Source organism: Paenibacillus sp. DRB1-1, assembly GCF_052119485.1.
GTDB lineage: Bacteria > Bacillota > Bacilli > Paenibacillales > Paenibacillaceae > Paenibacillus > Paenibacillus polymyxa_B.
The window spans coordinates 5,278,881-5,293,740 of record NZ_JBODQH010000001.1 but is presented as its reverse complement, the minus strand read 5'-3'; the positions used below and the strand labels follow the sequence as shown (position 1 = coordinate 5,293,740).

16 protein-coding genes are annotated in these 14,860 nt (G+C 45.0%); 3 read left to right on the top strand and 13 right to left on the bottom strand.

The features are described from left to right. Positions 1-68 precede the first annotated feature (68 nt). From ACQW03_RS23835 to pdhA, 6 genes are all read right to left on the bottom strand, one after another. The gene (locus ACQW03_RS23835; protein ID WP_441952091.1) at positions 69-557 is read right to left on the bottom strand and encodes a dihydrofolate reductase; all 489 of its coding nucleotides are present in this window, start codon (positions 555-557) and stop codon (positions 69-71) included. 17 nt (positions 558-574) lie between these two features. Further along, positions 575-1,369: a thymidylate synthase gene (gene thyA, locus ACQW03_RS23830; protein WP_013310507.1), complete on the bottom strand. Its 795-nt coding sequence runs from the start codon at positions 1,367-1,369 to the stop codon at positions 575-577. A gap of 254 nt (positions 1,370-1,623) precedes the next feature. Next, positions 1,624-3,045: a dihydrolipoyl dehydrogenase gene (lpdA, locus tag ACQW03_RS23825; protein WP_023988970.1), complete on the bottom strand. Its 1,422-nt coding sequence runs from the start codon at positions 3,043-3,045 to the stop codon at positions 1,624-1,626. Positions 3,046-3,048: 3 nt separating this feature from the next. After that, positions 3,049-4,662 (bottom strand): 2-oxo acid dehydrogenase subunit E2, encoded by a 1,614-nt coding sequence (locus tag ACQW03_RS23820; RefSeq protein ID WP_220029591.1) that lies wholly within the window; start codon positions 4,660-4,662, stop codon positions 3,049-3,051. Positions 4,663-4,696: 34 nt separating this feature from the next. Continuing rightward, a complete protein-coding gene (locus ACQW03_RS23815) occupies positions 4,697-5,677 on the bottom strand; it encodes an alpha-ketoacid dehydrogenase subunit beta (protein WP_441952088.1) in 981 nt (326 codons plus the stop codon). Between the two features lie 100 nt (positions 5,678-5,777). Next, the gene (pdhA, locus tag ACQW03_RS23810) at positions 5,778-6,845 is read right to left on the bottom strand and encodes a pyruvate dehydrogenase (acetyl-transferring) E1 component subunit alpha (protein ID WP_013310511.1); all 1,068 of its coding nucleotides are present in this window, start codon (positions 6,843-6,845) and stop codon (positions 5,778-5,780) included. A gap of 255 nt (positions 6,846-7,100) precedes the next feature. Here pdhA and ACQW03_RS23805 point away from each other — a divergent pair, with 255 nt between their 5' ends. Next, complete coding sequence (locus tag ACQW03_RS23805) at positions 7,101-7,835, top strand: alpha/beta hydrolase (protein ID WP_025724149.1); 735 nt, start codon at positions 7,101-7,103, stop codon at positions 7,833-7,835. A gap of 144 nt (positions 7,836-7,979) precedes the next feature. Here the strand turns inward: ACQW03_RS23805 and ACQW03_RS23800 are convergent, their stop codons facing one another. Then, positions 7,980-8,444 carry a low molecular weight protein-tyrosine-phosphatase gene (locus tag ACQW03_RS23800; RefSeq protein WP_076293708.1) on the bottom strand — a complete coding sequence of 155 codons (465 nt, stop codon included), beginning with the start codon at positions 8,442-8,444 and terminating at the stop codon, positions 7,980-7,982. 148 nt (positions 8,445-8,592) lie between these two features. Between ACQW03_RS23800 and ACQW03_RS23795 the strand changes: the two genes are divergently transcribed. Continuing rightward, positions 8,593-9,234, top strand: a complete 642-nt coding sequence (locus ACQW03_RS23795) for a thiamine diphosphokinase (protein WP_071641106.1) — start codon at positions 8,593-8,595, stop codon at positions 9,232-9,234. A 280-nt stretch (positions 9,235-9,514) separates the two neighbouring features. Beyond that, entirely contained in the window at positions 9,515-10,012 is a 498-nt protein-coding gene (locus ACQW03_RS23790; protein ID WP_071641108.1) for a C40 family peptidase, read from the top strand. Between the two features lie 65 nt (positions 10,013-10,077). On the opposite strand, the gene ACQW03_RS23785 is transcribed toward ACQW03_RS23790, so the two are convergent. The 6 genes from ACQW03_RS23785 to ACQW03_RS23760 all read right to left on the bottom strand — a co-directional run bounded on the left by ACQW03_RS23785 (position 10,078) and on the right by ACQW03_RS23760 (position 14,745). Next, positions 10,078-10,770 carry a response regulator transcription factor gene (locus tag ACQW03_RS23785; protein WP_441952084.1) on the bottom strand — a complete coding sequence of 231 codons (693 nt, stop codon included), beginning with the start codon at positions 10,768-10,770 and terminating at the stop codon, positions 10,078-10,080. Positions 10,771-10,910: 140 nt separating this feature from the next. Beyond that, on the bottom strand, positions 10,911-11,972 hold the full coding sequence (locus ACQW03_RS23780) for a ThiF family adenylyltransferase (protein WP_441952082.1): 1,062 nt from the start codon (positions 11,970-11,972) through the stop codon (positions 10,911-10,913). Beyond that, on the bottom strand, positions 11,969-12,736 hold the full coding sequence (locus tag ACQW03_RS23775) for a thiazole synthase (protein ID WP_220029595.1): 768 nt from the start codon (positions 12,734-12,736) through the stop codon (positions 11,969-11,971). The genes ACQW03_RS23780 and ACQW03_RS23775 overlap by 4 nt, the downstream gene beginning before the upstream one ends. Before the next feature lie 2 nt (positions 12,737-12,738). After that, positions 12,739-12,942: a sulfur carrier protein ThiS gene (gene thiS / locus ACQW03_RS23770; protein ID WP_441952079.1), complete on the bottom strand. Its 204-nt coding sequence runs from the start codon at positions 12,940-12,942 to the stop codon at positions 12,739-12,741. Continuing rightward, complete coding sequence (thiO, locus tag ACQW03_RS23765) at positions 12,939-14,087, bottom strand: glycine oxidase ThiO (RefSeq protein ID WP_441952077.1); 1,149 nt, start codon at positions 14,085-14,087, stop codon at positions 12,939-12,941. The genes thiS and thiO overlap by 4 nt, the downstream gene beginning before the upstream one ends. A gap of 64 nt (positions 14,088-14,151) precedes the next feature. Continuing rightward, positions 14,152-14,745 (bottom strand): thiamine phosphate synthase, encoded by a 594-nt coding sequence (locus ACQW03_RS23760; protein ID WP_441952075.1) that lies wholly within the window; start codon positions 14,743-14,745, stop codon positions 14,152-14,154. Positions 14,746-14,860: the final 115 nt, after the last annotated feature.

Genomic DNA, 14,860 nt, shown 5'->3' with positions numbered 1-14,860 from the left:
ACAGCCAAAAGGATTTTTTATATGGTTTATTAATTTTTCAAATGAGTGGGGTCGGATACAGTCTATTCTTATTCTGTTCTCTCGTAAACAACAAAACGATACTCATAGGGATTTTTGTCATCCTTGATACCCGGGTTCTCACTGACTATATTCCAGCCGTTCCAACCCAGCTCAGGGAAGGTTGTATCGCCTTCAAAAGTCTCCTCAATCCGAGTCACAATCAGCCGATCAGCATGTGGCCAAAACAGTGAATAAATCTCTGCTCCTCCAATGACCATTAACTCCTCCTGCTTTGCTAATTGGAGCCCTTCTTCCAGTGAATGAATTACTTCCGCACCTTCTGCCTGATAGCGCTGATCTCGAGTCAAGACGACGTTACGTCGGTTTGGCAGGCTTTTTCCTCCAAAGGATTCCCACGTCTTGCGTCCCATGAGTACCGTTTTATTAATCGTCTGCTCTTTGAAAAAGACCATGTCTCTAGGGAGGCGCCAGGGAAGTTTATTATCCCGGCCAATCACACCATTTTGTGCCATAGCCCATATCATTGAAATGCCCATTTTTCCACCTCCTCTAATCAGATGGCGACAGGCGCCTTAATCCCTGGATGATACTCGTAATTTTCAAAAGCAAAATCGTCGTAGGTATAATCAAAAATCGAATCCGGCTTGCGCAGAATTTTCAGCTGAGGCAACGGATAAGGATCACGTTCCAACTGCGTATGCACTTGTTGCATATGATTTGAATAAATATGCACATCGCCGCCTGACCAAATAAATTCGCCGGGCTCCAAACCGCACTGCTGTGCAACCATATGCGTTAGCAATGCATAACTTGCGATATTGAACGGCAACCCTAAAAAGGTATCCACAGAACGCATCGTTAGCATACAGGAAAGCTTCCCTCCAGCTACATAGAACTGAAATACAAAATGACATGGCGGCAACTTCATCGATTCGATTTCAGCAACATTCCAAGCACTGACAATGTGTCGACGTGAATCCGGATTATTTTTAATAGCCTCAATGACATTCGCAATTTGGTCAATATGTTGTCCATCTGTTGTTTCCCACGAGCGCCATTGTGATCCATATACAGGCCCCAGATTGCCCTGCTCATCCGCCCATTCATCCCAAATGGTAACTCCGTTCTCCTTGAGATAAGAAATGTTGGTATCTCCCCGCAAAAACCATAACAGCTCATGAATAACGGATTTCAAATGTACTCTTTTGGTGGTCACCAAGGGGAAGCCCTTGGCCAGATCAAAACGGAGTTGTCTTCCGAAAACAGATAGTGTACCCGTTCCTGTACGATCCTCTTTTTTTACTCCATTCTCTAAAATATCCTCCAGCAGTTCCAAATAGTTACGCACGTTATTCCTCTCCTTTGAGCATGAATAAAAACCTGGCATCGCCAGATTCTAATCTTTAAAATTCTTTTTCTGCACCAATATCTATATTTAGTTTATCATGTACGGCGCTTCGTTGACCATGTACTGTGTGAATTTTCATGGTAGTCCTGAAAATCCTAAAGTTTGAAAAAAAAGAGACAAAGAGCGCAGATATAGCGCTCCTTGCCTCTCTTTGTCATGTATGAAAACCAAAAACGAGATGATGAAAAATGGTATTAGCGACGTGGTGCCAATGCGTGGATCGGATGACCCAGCACGACTTCCGCTGCTTCCATAACGATTTCGCCCAATGTAGGGTGAGCATGAATAGTCAAGGAGATATCTTCGAGTGTAGCACCCATTTCAATCGCCAGACCCAGCTCAGCAATAAGGTTGGAAGCTTCCAGACCTACGATTTGCGTACCCAGTACCAGACCTGTGTCAGCGTCAGCTACGATTTTCACAAAACCTTCAGCAGCATTCAGGGAAACCGCACGACCGTTTGCTCCATAAGAGAACTTGCCAACTTTAACATTGTAGCCTTTTTCTTTGGCTTGTGTCTCTGTGTAGCCTACACTGGAGCATTCTGGATCTGTGAAAACGACAGCCGGCATACACTTGTAATCAACTACAGACGGCTCGCCTGCGATTGCTTCAGCAGCTACTTTACCTTCGTAAGAAGCTTTGTGCGCCAGAGCAAGACCAGCTACGATATCGCCGATTGCAAAGATGTGAGGAATGCTAGTACGTCCTTGGTGGTCAACTTTCACCATTCCGCGCTCATCCAGTTCTAGGCCGATCAGATCCAGACCCAGTTCACCGTCAGTGTTTGGACGACGTCCAACAGTTACAAGCAGATAATCAGCAGTTACTTCTTTGCTTTCGCCGTTAACGGAGAATTTCACTGTTACGTCTTTATCTGTTTGCTCTGCACTTTCCGCTTTAGCGCCAGTGAAGATTTCGATGCCAGTTTTCTTCATGCTTTTCGCAACGATTGAAGTCATATCTTTGTCGAAACCAGGAAGTACTGTATCCATACCTTCAATAATCGTTACTTTGGAACCGAATTTGGAGTACATTTGTCCAAGCTCTGCACCAATGTATCCACCACCGATTACGATCAGGCTTTTCGGAATTTCAGGCAGGTTCAATGCTTCTGTAGAAGACAGAATGCGTCCGCCAAATGGGAATGGTTTCAGTTCGATTGGACGGGAACCTGTTGCGATAATTGCATTTTTAAAACGGTAACGTGGTGATTCATGTTCGTTGAATACACGCGCTTCGTTTTCGTTGATGAACATGCACTCACCATTAAAAACTTCAACTTTGTTGCCTTTGAGCAAGCCACTTACGCCGCCTGTCATTTTCTTAACAACACCGTTTTTAAATTCTTGTGTTTTAGCAAAGTCTACTTTTACGTTCTCAGCCGTAATACCGAAAGACTCGCCATGTTTAGCTGCTTCGTATTGATGAGCTGCTGAGATCAAAGCTTTGGATGGAATACATCCACGGTTCAAACAGACACCGCCCAGCTCAGATTTGTCAACGATCAATACGCTTTGTCCCAATTGTGCGGCACGGATGGCAGCTACATAGCCGCCAGGACCCGCACCGATAACCAATGTGTCAATATCCAGAGAAGCGTCTCCTACTACCATTGATTACACCTCCATAACAAGCAACTCAGGGTTAGCGAGCAGCTGTTTGATATAGTTCATGAAGTTTTGAGCAGTTGCACCGTCAATAATACGGTGGTCAAAGCTCAAGGAAAGAGCCATTACTGGAGCAGCTACAATTTCACCGTTTTTCACGACTGCTTTTTCACTGATGCGGCCAGTACCCAAAATCGCAACTTCAGGGAAGTTAATGATTGGAGTAAAGAACATACCGCCTGCGGAACCGATGTTAGTGATGGAGATTGTGCTCCCTCTCATCTCATTCGCAGCCAATTTTCCATCACGACCGCGCACAGCCAGATCACGAATGGAATCAGCAATCATCCAGATACTCTTACGATCAGCATCTTTGATAACAGGAACGATCAAGCCGTTGTCTGTATCTGTAGCGATACCGATGTTGTAGTATTTTTTGTAGACAATTTCGTTTGCTTCTTCGTCGATTGTGGCATTCAGAGCCGGGAATTGACGGGAAGCAGCAACCAAAGCTTTTACGATGAATGGCAGGTATGTTACTTTTGTGCCTTTCTTCTCAGCAATTGGTTTGATACGAGTACGGAAAGCAACCAATTCAGTTACATCTACTTCATCCATAATCGTAACGTGCGGAGCCGTATAAGCCGATTTAACCATAGCATTGGAAATAGCTTTGCGGATACCTTTAAATGGTACGCGCTCTTCCTCAGCACGTGGATCTGCTGCTGGTGCAGATGGTGTTGCAGCTTTCGCTTCTTTCTTAGCAGGCTCTTGTGCTTTTGCAGCTTCTTTCGCTACTGGTGCAGCCGCTTGACCTCCACCATTTTTGAAAGCTTCTACATCTTCTTTGGTGATTTTACCATTTTTGCCGGAGCCACTCACTTGAGCGATGTTTACACCTTGCTCACGAGCAAATTTGCGGACGCTAGGTGTAGCCAGTACGTCTTTGTTAGAAGCAGCAGGTGTTGCAGCTGGTTTTGTGTTAGCTCCGCCTTTTGCAGCATCCTCTTCTTGTTTCACAGCAGCTGGTGCTTCTTCTTGTTCAGGAAGTTCACCTTCTGCAGCGATTACAGCCACAACTTGACCTACATTAAAGATGTCGCCGTCTTTGGCAAATACTTCTTGAACCGTACCATTGACTGGACACGGAACTTCAACTACTGCCTTATCGTTCTGTACTTCCATGATGATATCTTCATCTGTTACTTTATCGCCGGGCTTGATGTGAATCTTGATGATTTCGCCTTCGTGAAGACCTTCACCCAGCTCTGGGAATTTATATTCAAATCTAGCTGTACCTGCAGCTCCACCTTGTGCAGCAGCAATTGGTTCAGGGCTAGCAGCTGGTGCTTCTGGTGCATCTTCTTGTTCAGGAAGTTCACCTTCTGCATCAATTACAGCTACGACTTGACCTACGTTAAAGATGTCGCCGTCTTTGGCAAATACTTCTTGTACTGTACCATTAACCGGACAAGGAACTTCAACTACTGCCTTATCATTTTGTACTTCCATGATGATATCTTCATCTGTTACTTTGTCGCCGGGCTTGATGTGAATCTTGATGATTTCGCCTTCGTGAAGACCTTCACCTAGCTCCGGGAATTTATATTCAAATTTAGCCACGTTTAAAACCTCCCAAATTTACGGTGTGCTTTAATTAAAATTCCAATACTTTATTAACCGCATCAATGATACGTGTTGGCGTTGGCAACCAAGTATCTTCAATTTGAGCAAAAGGATAAACGGTATCCGGACCTGCTACACGCAGAACGGGTGCTTCCAGATGCAGGATTGCTTTTTCGTTAATTTGTGCAATAACTTCAGCAGCTACACCGGAGCTCTTTTGCGCTTCTTGAACAACGATGGCACGATTGGTTTTTTGAATAGAAGCAACAACGGTATCAATGTCAATCGGGCTAATGGTACGCAAATCAATGATTTCTACTTTGATACCTTTTGTTTTTTCCAGCTCATCAGCAGCTTTAATCGAAGTGTGTACCATCATACCGTAAGTAATGATCGTCACATCGGAACCTTCACGAACTACATTAGCTTTGCCCAGTTCAACTGTGTAATCATTCTCAGGAACTTCAGCGCGGAATGCATGATACAGGTTCAAATGCTCCATGAAAAATACTGGATCATTGTCGCGAATAGACGCGATCATAAGACCTTTTGCATCGTAAGGGTTGGAAGGAACAACAACCTTGATACCAGGTGTTTGAGCCAGAAGACCTTCCAAAGAATCTGTATGCAGCTCGGCTGCCTTAACACCGCCACCAAAAGGTGTACGGAATACGATTGGAGAATTGTAACATCCACCGGAACGGTAACGCATACGGGATGCTTGAATTGCCATTTGATCGAGTGCTTCAAAGATAAAGCCTACGAACTGGATTTCAGCTACAGGGCGGAAGCCTTGAATACCCAGACCCACAGCAAGACCCCCGATTGCGGATTCCGCCAGCGGAGTATCGAATACACGTTCTTCGCCAAATTCTTTTTGCAGACCTTCTGTAGCGCGGAATACGCCACCTACATGACCTACGTCTTCACCGAAAAGCAGGACGTTAGGGTCGCGTTTCAACTCTACGCGCAGTGCGTCACGAATCGCTTCTTTCATGTTCATTTGTGCCATTTGCTTCATTTCCTCCTTAAACATTGACAGATCAATTTCAGTTCAGGTCAATCGAAAAGCAGACCGGATCGGGTTACCGCCCGGTCTCTTTTAAGTTCAATTATTTAAAATCAGCTTTTTGTTCTTCCAAGTGCTTAGGCGTTGTTTCGAACATGCTATCAATCAGGCCAGGAATTGTCATTTTCTCTGTTTTCTCGGCTTTTTTGATCTCTTCGTTCACTTTTGCCTTAGCTTCTTCTTTTACGCGAGCTGTATCTTCTTCAGTCCAAAGGCCTTTTTTCTCAAGGTATTTCGCAAAGCGGGCAATTGGATCTTTCGCATTCCATTCGCCTTCTTCTTCTTTAGAACGATATTTTGTTGCATCATCAGAAAGGGAATGCGGACGGAAACGGTACGTTACGGCTTCAATCAAAGTAGCACCTTCGCCATTACGTCCACGTTCTGCAGCTTCTTGAACGGCTTTAATAACTGCAAGCACGTCCATGCCGTCAATTTTCACGCCTTTAATACCAGCAGCTACTGCTTTATGAGCGATCGAAAGAGCAGCCGTTTGTTTTGAGAATGGAGTCGTGATCGCGTAACCATTGTTTTGCACAAAGAAAATAACTGGCAACTTGTATACACCAGCATAGTTCAGGCCTTCGTAGAAATCACCTTCGGAAGAACCGCCGTCACCTGTATATGTAATGGCGACTTGTTTTTGCTTTTTCAGTTTGTAACCCATAGCAATACCCATAGCATGCAAAATTTGCGCGCCAATGATGATTTGCGGCATCAGTACATTAACACCGTCCGGCACTTGGCCGCCGTGTTGATGACCACGGGAATACAAGAAAGCTTGGTATAATGGCAGGCCATGCCAAACGATTTGCGGAATATCGCGGTAGCCTGGAGCAATAAAGTCTTCTTTTTGGAGCGCATATTCGCTACCAATCATGGTTGCTTCTTGTCCGGATACCGGAGCGTAGAAACCGAGACGTCCTTGACGGCCTAAGTTAACGGCACGGTCATCCCAAGTACGTGTAAATACCATTCGATACATAATTTCTTTCAATTGATCATCTGTAAGTTTAGGCAACATATCTTTATTGATAATTTCACCATCCGGAGAAAGTACGGACAGCGCCTCAACTTCCTCTGTGTAAACTTCATAAGGAACCTTGCTCATTTTCTTCACCTCAACAAAAAAATTTGAATATCAAGTTCCGCTGTTATAGGATTATTATACACCTGTTATATCGCTCGCGTCAAAGATTTAGTTATTTTTTTTGAGTTTGCCACATTTTTGTGTGTGTAACAGGGTATGTTTTTTACTATAACAGCTTAGTACATGATTGAAATTTTAAACATCTATTGCAATCAGGGTAATCTTAACTTATTGTGATCCCGAATGCAAAATAATACCCAAGAAAGGTGACGAAAAATGACGGATTCTCGGTATTTAAAACGAACCATCCTTAAAGACGAAGTAGACAGCCGCTTTCTTGGAGAGACCAGGACTCTCCGGATTTATTTGCCGCCCGGCTATAATGAAATATTGAGCTACCCGGTCGTATACTGTCAGGACGGAGAAGAATTTTTCAATTTTGGCCGCATTGCAACTCACGCCAACCGCCTCATTTTAGATGAGGGCGTCGAACCCTTCATTATTGTAGGAGTGGAAGTGAATACCAAAATCAGAACTCAGGAGTATGCTCCCTTTGGCAATCGTTTTGAGGCGTATACCGCCTGTTTTGCAGAAGAGATTATTCCCTATGTAGAGCAAAAGTATCCTATAAGAAAAGATGCAGCGTCCCGCATTTTGGCGGGGGATTCACTGGGAGGCAGTGTGTCTCTGCATTTGGCTTTGATGTATCCTCAGCTGTTCAACCGCATTATCAGCCTCTCAGGTGCTTACTATGAAGCTTCTCAGGAAATCATCGCCCGCGAGAAAGATCTGTCTCATTTGCGGGTGTGGATGACGGTTGGCCTTCAGGAAGATGCATTTGAGAGTGATACTGGCATTTACAACTTTGTAGAGCTTAACCGTCAATGTGCAGATTTGCTGCGCGAACGGAACGCTGAAGTTTCTTATCGTGAAAAGGATGGCAAACATTTGTGGGGCTTTTGGCAAAACGAGTTGCCTGACGCGCTAATGTATTTTTTGGATCGCGCCTGAGTAAATATTCTTCCTGGTAACTAAGGGGAATGAGAGCATTGACCTAATAGGTCATAAAGCTCCTTCCTCTTTTTCATAATTTGGTTACGCTTTCAAAAGTGTATAACGAAAAACGGCAATTATTGCCGTCATCTGTCGTTCACATTATAGCTTTTCTTCTATGATCTTGTCCAGCAAGGCATCGCACCCTGCGTCCATTAATCGATAGGTCTCTTCAAAATTCCCTGTAAAATATGGGTCGGGTACTTCTCTTAATTTTTCTTGAGGGAGCAAATCCATGAATTTTAGAATATCAGCCTCCGCTCCACCTGCAATCTTACGCATGTTTTGTTCATTGGAGTCATCCATACACACAATATAATCAAACGCCTCAAAATCGCGGCCCGTTATTTGCCTCGCCTGTATGCCTTGTTCGCTGATTCCATGCAGTTTAAGTTGCTTTAGTGTTCCCTCATGCGGGGGATTTCCGATGTGCCAGTCGCCTGTCCCGGCCGAGTCTACCCCGATTTCTGCACCCAATCCCCGTTCCTGCGCTTTATGTCTCAGTATCGCCTCCCCCATCGGAGAGCGGCAAATATTGCCCAAACATACAAACAAAACGTTAATCATTTCGTTCTCCTTCCTATTACACGTTACACTTCCTTTTTTCTGTTTCATTGTAGCCGTGTCCTCCAAAATTGTGCAAGCCATATTTAACGCGGTATACTTAAAAACGATGGTATATATAGGATGGTATCAGAAAGAAAGGATGTTGATTATGACAAAAAAACGAGCGATTGTATTTTCAGGCGGTCGTCTTAATGAAGAAGATTTACATCAAATACAACCCGATGATTTTATTATAGGTGCAGATAAAGGTGCTCTTTTCCTGATCGAACACGGTATTACACCACATGTCTCTGTAGGAGATTTTGATTCGATCACACCAGAGGAAAAAGAAAAGGTAGAATTAGCAAGCCAACGTATGATTGCATGTGATCCAGTACTTAAAGACTTAACAGATACTGAGCTTGCTTTGGAAATCGCTATGGACGAACAGGCAGATCATGTACTGATGCTTGGTGTGACTGGCACCCGGATGGACCACACATTGGCTAATGTTCAAATTTTGGTACGCGCAATGCAGCATCATATTAGCTGCGCTATTATGGACGCACATAATTATATTGAGCTCACCGGATCAACGCTTGAGATTCAGCCTATGGGCTATACATATACATCGCTGCTTCCTATGACCGCCGAAGTAACAGGCATACAACTGGAAGGATTTATGTATCCGCTGCATAATGCCACCCTCAAAATGGGACAATCGCGTGCTGTCAGTAATAAGCTAACGGCTTCAAAAGGTACGATTTCTATCAAAAGCGGTCTACTACTCGTTATTCAAAGCAAGGATTAATTATGACATTGTTGTAACCATTGTTTAGATTGTTTTTTCACTCAAAACCCTTGATTAACAAGGGTTTTTCCGTTTATAGAGATCTATGAATCGATATATTTTTTACAAATTGTAATTTTTAATCGTTTTTTAATAATCGCTGTGTAAGTCTTGTCCCTCAAGCATTTGAGAGTTCTTTTCCAACTATTAGGCGGCTTCAAAACTGTTATACTCAACGCTGTCAGTTAGTTAGCAACTCAGCAAAATATTGCACAAATCAATTTCTGGAGGTACTTACAACATGAATATGCAGAAAATCATAAAAAAGGTAATTATAGCAGGGGTCGCAGCCACTATCGGCTTTGGTACTTTTGCAATTGAGGGAACAAATACGGCACAAGCTGCCACTACTACTTCAGTAGGCCAAAAAGTAATTAACTACGGTGAAAAATATATGGGAACTCCTTATAAGTTTGGAGCTTCCACGAGCACTACACGTAATTTTGACTGTTCTTCTTTCATGAAGCACATATTCAAGAAATACGGAGTGAATTTGCCGCGTACTTCTGTTCAACAGTCCAAAGTCGGACATGCCGTATCCAAGTCCAATTTAAAAAAAGGTGACTTAGTGTTCTTTTCAAGCGGTAGTCGTGCTACAGGACGTAACATTACCCACGTAGCAGTCTATATGGGCGGCGGTAAAATTTTGCACACTTACGGCGGACCTGGCGTGACCATCTCCGATTTGAACTCCAGCAACTGGAAAAAAACATACATTAAAGCACGCCGCGTGCTGTAGTATGAAACTCATTTTGAAATATGCGAGCCGGGACGAAAAGTTCCGGCTTTTTTATATGCCTTATGCTATTCTGATACGGTTGGTGTTCTGAGTGAATAGCCAATACCTCGTTCCGTACGGATCATTTTAAACTTATACCCTTTATCTACTTTAACCCTCAAATGTCTGATATAGACGTCTACCACGTTCGTATCAACGATATAATCATGTTTCCAAACATCCTTCAGAATTTGCTGCCTGCTACAAACTTGGTTAAGATGTATCGCCAGATGAAGCAAAAGATCAAATTCTTTCGGAGTTAATTCCAGCTTTTGTCCCCCTCTGCTCACCATTCTGCTTGCATTGTCTATATGTAAATCACCCGCTTCGATCGCCCTTGTCACATCACGTTCAATACCAAAAATTCGCAATAAATTAGCCACTCTTGCCTGAAAAACTCTAGGATAAAAGGGCAGAACGATCACATCATGTGCCCCTTGTTCAAAGCAGGAAACAATATGGTCCTCCTCATCTGATGAAGTCATTGCAAATAACGGGACATGAGGATGGTTTTGCTGCAAAATGCGAATCAAGCCTTGTGTATCCGCCTGTTCATCTTCTATGTTCAGGAGTAGCAAATCCACAGGATTATGGGCTACATAAGAGCTTACATCCGTTGTATTGCTAACATGTACCACCTGATAACCTGCCTGCTCCAATGGATGAACAAATACGGGAGGCGCTTCGTTTACATCTACAAGTAAAATTAACGGGCTCATCTTTTCACCCACCTGGTTTGGACATAGCATTACATATTGGATACGAACAAGTTTGTTATAAGCCATTAAAGCATATTAATATTATTGTAACTAAAAAGCAGAAAATCATTCTCCAAAGAATGGCTTTCTGCTTTTATGGTTTAACCCAAATAGCGATGATACAGACTTCTTGCTTTTGCCACGTCCTTTGTCCCATGGATCAACGCTCTGCCATCTGCAAAAACAACCAAGCGATGCTCGCTTGTACTAAAGGAAACCAAAAACGAATTCCGCTCTACTTCTCCCTCTCCCAAAGAAGCAAATCTATCTGCTGTTTTTGCAAGATTCAGAAGTGTTGGGTTTGCTGGTCTAATTTGAACGGTATCCCTGCCGCACAAAACATCTGTTTTTTGCCGATGAGAGGCCGACAAGTAGGGATACGTCGGTTGGTTGCCGCAAGAAGGACAATTCTCCTTTTTAACGCTATCTACTGCTATCGCTACATACTCATTTTTCCACAAATCAAACGAAAGCAGCTTTCCTCTCAAATCTTCCGGATATCCGCCCAGAAGTTTGAAAGCTTCCGTAGTTTGGTTAGCCGTGACCATCTGTACGGCCTGCGGAATAATCCCGGCGGTATCGCAGGTTTCACCACCAAACGGCACAGTTCCCAGCAGACAGTGAAGACAAGGCGTTTGACCCGGTAAAATGGTGTAGGTTATACCATAACTGCCCACACACCCCCCATAAATCCAAGGAATGCGATGCTTTAGTGCCATGTCGTTCATAAGAAGTCGGGTATCGAAATTATCCGTTGCATCCATCATGAGATCTACCCCCTGGATCAACTCTTCCAGCTCTTCCACCCTAACATCCAGTACATGTGCATGTATGACCGCTTCCGAATTAATATCCTTTAATCTTCGCTGAGCAGCTATTGCTTTGGGACATCTTTGCGCAGCATCACTTTCCTGAAAAAGCTGTTGGCGCTGCAAATTACTCCATTCCACATAATCCCGGTCTACGAGGCTCACTGTACCTACGCCCCCGCGAACAAGCGTTTCCGCAATACCTGTGCCTAGCGCTCCAACACCTATGATTAATACGTGAGAGGAAGCAAGCCGACGTTGTCCTGTGGGTCCAAAGGGTGTGAATCTTTCCTGTCTGGAATAACGGTCACTTGGATGTGTTCCTCCTGCATCGGATTTGTCAGTTACCTTCATGTCTGAACCATGCCTTCTGTCGGACTGCTTGCTGAAGCATAACGTTTTACAGGAATCATCCCCGCCTCAAAACCATATCTTCCAGCACGAACAGCCAGTTTCATGGCCTCAGCCATTTTTACTGGGTCCTTCGCTCCTGATACGGCTGTGTTCAACAAAACAGCATCTGCCCCCAACTGCATCGCCATTGCCGCGTCACCGGGTGAGCGAATACCCGCATCGACAATAACCGGAACCTCCGCCTGTTCAATAATTAGCTCTAATGAAAACGGATTGAGCAAACCATGTCCTGTACCAATCGGTGAAGCTCCAGGCATAACGGCGTGTACTCCAAGCTCTTGTAGCCTCTTTGCTAGAATCACATCGTCCGATATGTAGGGCAGCACGATAAAGCCTTCTTCTAACAGCTTTTCACTAGCTTTCAACGTTTCGAAAGGGTCAGGCAGCAGTGTCTTGCTATCCCCAATGACTTCCACCTTAATCATATCGCACAAGCCGGAGGCTTTTGCCAATTGGGCAATACGAATCGCCTCCTCTGCTGTTGTAGCCCCTGCTGTGTTGGGAAGAAGTGTATACCGGCTCAAATCCAGCATATCGAGAAAATGCTGCTTATCCCGTTCCTCCAAGTTCAATCTCCGCACAGCAAACGTCAATATTTCCGTCTCAGCAGCCTCTACGGCTTGGGATTGGATATCCAGATCAGAGAATTTTCCTGTTCCCAACAACAACCTTGAGGTAAAAGATGCTTTTCCAATGGTTAACATGATCAACCGCCTCCCACAAAATGTACAATCTCTAGGCAATCTCCATCCTTCAGTACCGCTTCATCATGATCTTCACGGGTCAATATACGCCGATTCAGCTCTACCACTACGGTTTTCACCTTTACATCAAGCTCATGTAGCAATTGATCCACATGAGTGATCCGATTAGAAAAGCTCAGGCTCTGGCCGTTAATCGTCAGCTTCATAAGCTTTCCTCCTTGAGGAGCTCAGAAGAAAATCTACTTATTCCAAGTTCAGCCGCACCTGCTCCGTTAAGCATAGCTGTTATCGCACGCCCAGTAGCATCGCTCAGCAGGACACCGTTGCGATAATGCCCGACGGCAGCATATACACCCTCGACCCCAGGAACAGTGCCTATAAAAGGATGACCTGATGCGGCCTGCGGACGTAAGCCCGCCCAAGTGCGTATGAAAGAAGCTTCACGGACGCGCGGCAGCCAAGCAGAGGCACGTGTCAGCAACCCCTCTAAGCCTCCTACGGTCACTTCTTCGTCATATTGATGCGGAAGGCTCGTTGCCCCAATCCAAAGCTCGTTATTCTGTTTAGGCACAAGGTAAATATCATCAGCATAAATGGTGTATTCTAACGGGTGATCCTTCAAGGAGACCGCTACCGCTTCTCCCTTGACCGGATAAAGTGGATATTCAAACCCAACTTGCGCTAGCAATTTCATGCTATCCAAGCCTCCAGCAATAATGACCTGATCGCACGAAAAAAAGCCACTATCTGTTCGAACACCGCAAACTCGACCATCCTGCATGACCAGTTGCTCTGCCTGCGTACCAGACCGTACCGTTGCCCCCAGCACCGCAGCAGCACCTGCATAAGCACGACAAAGCTGGACAGGAGCCACTTGTGTCTCCTTTGAACAATATATTGCCCCGATCGCTTGTTCATCCAAACCTGGAATTCGTCGGGCCAATTCCCTCGCATCCCACCAGATAGGACAATTATCCTCTCGCCTTTTAGCTGCTTTCCAGCGTTTTTGGCCTTCAGTTTCCGTACGGAAAGGGGTCACAAATCCTTCTGTACGGAATTCCACCGAAATACCCGACAAACGCTCCAGATCACAGACAAGTTCAGGGAATGCGTCTCGACTTATGCGAGCAAATCGTGCCAGCTCAGAGTCGATGAACTCTTCACTTTCCGCTGCCAGCATTCCAACCGCTGCTCCTGAGGCTCCCTCACCCGGGATCAATCGTTCCAGCATGATCGTACTTCTTCCCTCCTTGGCCACATGATAAGCAATGGAACTGCCGATGACACCTCCACCTATGACCAAGCATTCAGCGTGTCCTATCGCTCTTGCCTCTGTGTGTATCTTTGGCATTGGTCCCGTGTCTCCTCTCCATAAACCATTCTGCTTTCAGCTTGCCTCTACTCTCGTTTTTTCGCTACAGGCTGTGAACTACAAGATCTGCCATTCGCCTGTATTCCATCGCAGCTGCAACAGGCGACTCAGCCTCCCATATACCAGACATCACCGCAATACCGCTTGCTCCGGCCCTATAAAGCTCCGGGATATGGTGCGGTTGTATGCCGCCCAGCGCGATCACCGGAATGTTCGACAGCCTGCAAATATGTTCAAGCTGAGCTAAACCCCGCGGTACAATACCGGGCTTACAATGGGTCTCATATACGTGACCATAAAGTACATAGTCCGCTCCTGCCCGCTCGGCAGTCTGCGCCTCCTCCAAGGAATGCACAGATACTCCACAGCGTGTACCCTTTGGAAGAAGGCTTTTCACATCCGCTACAGGTAATCCATTAGCTGGTAGCTGGACGGCTCCAACCAAAGTAAGTAAGGCTACATCCACACGATCATTTACTACAATTTGCTGCAAAGGAACTTCCTGCTCCACCATGCTGCGGGTCAAAGAAAGCAATGCAGAGGCACCATTCTGTTTTAAACGTGCGTGTACATAATGAACATACGGACAAATCACTGCAGCCACTTGGGCGGCTTGTGCAAAAGTGCCCTTTTCCATCGAAATTGCGTGTAATTCGATTTTGTCTTCACCTCACATTGGACTAAAGGATCTAAGCTTAGCCAGCCACGTCTACCAGCAGTAATGAAAGGGGATTATATGTGAATCGTCTACG